Annotated in this window: 2 protein-coding genes; both read right to left on the bottom strand. The window is 57.9% G+C overall.

Annotated features, from left to right (window positions below; translation table 11 throughout):
* Nucleotides 1-43: 43 nt before the first annotated feature.
* On the bottom strand, nt 44-2,074 hold the full coding sequence (gene kdpB / locus ACTBDZ_RS16340; RefSeq protein WP_438816091.1) for a potassium-transporting ATPase subunit KdpB: 2,031 nt from the start codon (nt 2,072-2,074) through the stop codon (nt 44-46).
* A 15-nt stretch (nt 2,075-2,089) separates the two neighbouring features.
* A partial coding sequence (kdpA, locus tag ACTBDZ_RS16335; protein ID WP_438816090.1) for a potassium-transporting ATPase subunit KdpA occupies nt 2,090-3,293 on the bottom strand: 1,204 nt, incomplete at its 5' end.

Here is a 3,293-nt window from a genome sequence, read left to right as displayed (position 1 = left end):
CGTTTTGCCCACTTTCCCTCCCACCCGCTCTCGCCCTCCAAGGCTAACCGGCTTTTTGCCCCAAAAACGCCACCCCCCCCCCCCCCCCCCCCCCCCCCACGCCATAAATCCATAAGTTGCGGCGCAACAGCGCGGCCTCAGGCATCGGGCGGTAGCTCACCCCTTTCAATGCCAGTGGAATCAGCAGTACGATAATCAAGGCATTAAAAATCACGGCTGACAAAATGGCCGAGGCTGGCGAATGCAGCCCCATCACGTTAAGGGCATTCAGCGGTGGATAGGTCACCGCAAAGGCTGCGGGGATAATGGCAAAATATTTAGCGACATCGTTGGCGATACTGAACGTGGTTAACGAGCCACGCGTCATCAGCATCTGCTTACCGATATGCACCACTTCGAGCAGCTTGGTCGGGTTGGAGTCCAGATCCACCATGTTGCCCGCCTCTTTCGCCGCTTGCGTACCGGAATTCATCGCCACCGCGACATCCGCCTGCGCCAGCGCGGGGGCGTCGTTGGTGCCATCCCCTGTCATCGCCACCATGCGTCCTTCTGCCTGATATTGACGAATCAGCGCCAGCTTGGCTTCGGGTGTGGCCTCCGACAAAAAGTCATCGACACCCGCTTCAGCAGCGATGGCGGCAGCGGTCAGTGGGTTATCGCCCGTGACCATCACCGTCTTGATCCCCATGTGGCGCAGTTCAGCAAAGCGTTCTTTAATACCTCCTTTGACGATATCCTTGAGCGCCACCACGCCCATGACAGTATTATCTTCCGCCACCACCAGCGGTGTGCCGCCTTTGCGCGCCACCGATTCCACCAGTGCTACCACATCCGCAGGGAAGCGCCCGCCGTTGCTTTCAACGTGCCGACGAATCGCGTCCGCCGCGCCTTTACGTAACATTTTTTGCCCGACATTGACGCCACTCATGCGCGTTTGCGCCGAAAAGGGGATAAAGGTGGCGTTCAGACTCTGCAAATCACGCTCGCGCAGATTGAATTTTTGCTTAGCTAACACCACGATACTGCGCCCTTCCGGCGTTTCATCGGCCAGTGAGGCCAACTGCGCAGCGTTTGCCAACGCGGATTCACTGATGCCGCTGGCGGGCAGGAAAGCGCTGGCCTGGCGGTTACCCAGAGTGATGGTGCCGGTTTTATCCAGCAGCAGCACATCCACATCGCCAGCAGCTTCCACCGCGCGTCCACTGGTGGCGATCACATTCGCTCCCAGCATACGACTCATGCCCGCAATGCCAATCGCCGAGAGCAATGCGCCAATGGTAGTAGGGATCAAACAGACCAACAGTGCCACCAACACCGTAATGCTGACAGGTGTACCGCCCCAGGCAGAAAACGGATACAGCGTCGCCGTCGCCAACAGAAACACAATCGTGAGTGAAATCAGCAGAATGGTCAGTGCCACTTCATTCGGCGTTTTACGCCGTTTGGCCCCTTCTACCATGGCGATCATGCGATCCAGAAAGGTTTCACCGGGATTGACGCTGCACCGAATCACCAGCCAGTCAGAGAGAATGCGCGTGCCCCCGGTTACCGAGGCGAAATCGCCGCCGGCCTCGCGAATCACTGGCGCAGACTCACCGGTAATCGCGCTTTCATCCACGGAAGCGCCCCCAGCCAGTACTTCACCGTCACACGGGATAATGTCACCCGCATCCACCCGCACATAATCGCCTTTGCGCAGGCTGTTTGCGGCAACCTTCTGCTGGGCGGATTCAGTCTCAGGATCAGAGAGCTTTTTCGCCCAATTGGTGCGCGTAATGCCTTTTAAACTCTCGGCCTGTGCCTTACTGCGTCCTTCCGCCAGCGCTTCGGCAAAATTAGCAAACAGCACGGTGAACCACAGCCACAGGCTAATGGCCGCCGTGAAACCCAGTTGTCCCTCACTCCACCCCAACTCCATGCCCACGGCCAGCAACGTGGTGAGAATGCTGCCCAGATACACCACAAACATCACCGGGTTACGGTATTGCACGCGGGGGCTAAGTTTTGTCAATGATTCAGCCAGCGCAGCACGCCACAGTGTGCCGCGTTGTGAAGACGCGATTTGATGTGTCATAGAATTCTCCGGCGATTAGCGCGCCAGCAACTGCAAATGTTCGATAACAGGCCCCAGCGCCAGCGCAGGGATAAACGTCAGTGCACCAATCAGCAACACGGTGCCGATAATCAGCGCGACAAACAGTGCGCCGTGCATCGGCAACGTGCCGGGGCTGGCAGGCTGGATCTTGCGCGCCGCCAGTGAACCGGCAATGGCCAACAGCGGGATAAAGGGCGCAAAGCGTCCAATCAACATCGCGACGCCTAGTAGCAGGTTCCAGAACGGCGTATTGGCGGAGAGCCCAGCAAAGGCGCTGCCGTTGTTGTTGGCCGCAGAAGAGAGCGCATAGAGCACTTCGCTAAAACCGTGCGGTCCCGGGTTGAAAATTCCGGCGCGCCCGGTATCGGTCATCATCGCCAGCGCCGTACCCAACAGCACCAGTGACGGGGTGATCAGGATATAAATCGCCGCCATCTTCATTTCCGGTACACCGATTTTCTTTCCCAGATATTCCGGCGTGCGGCCAATCATCAACCCGGCAATAAACACTGCCAGCAGCACGTTCATCAACATGCCGTACAGCCCTGAGCCAACACCGCCAAACACTACTTCGCCCAGTTGCATCAACCACAGCGGAATCATTCCACCCAGCGCGGTAAAAGAGTCATGCATGGCGTTGACCGCCCCGCAAGATGCCGCCGTGGTGATCACGGCAAACAGGCTGGAATTGAGAATACCGAAGCGGCTCTCCTTCTCTTCCCAGTTCATCGCGCTGTCCGCGCCAAGCAGCGTCAAATTCAGGTTACCCTTCACTTCCGTCATCATGACCAACACCGCCGCCACCACAAACATCAACGTCATGGCCCACAACAGGGTTCGTCCCTGCGCCCGGTTGCGCTGTGTTTCGCCAAAGGTGAAACACAGCGCGGCCGGAATCAGGAAAATCGCCAGCATCTGCACAAAATTGGTTAACGCGGTTGGGTTTTCGAACGGGTGAGCGGAGTTGGCATTGAAAAAGCAGCCGCCGTTAGTGCCGAGCATTTTGATCGCTTCCTGCGACGCCACTGGCCCCATCGGCAGCGTCTGCTGTGCGCCTTCAAGCGTGGTGAGCGTCAGGTAGGGGTTAACATTCTGAATCACACCCTGACTGACCAGAAACAGCGCCATCAGCAGCGACAGCGGCAACAGCACAAATAGCGTGATGCGCGTCAGATCGCGCCAGACATTGCCGAGTTCG

Origin of the sequence: Symbiopectobacterium sp. (assembly GCF_051710365.1) — a bacterium.
GTDB lineage: Bacteria > Pseudomonadota > Gammaproteobacteria > Enterobacterales > Enterobacteriaceae > Symbiopectobacterium.
Note: the sequence above shows the minus strand (reverse complement) of the source record. Positions and strands in the feature narration are given on the sequence as shown.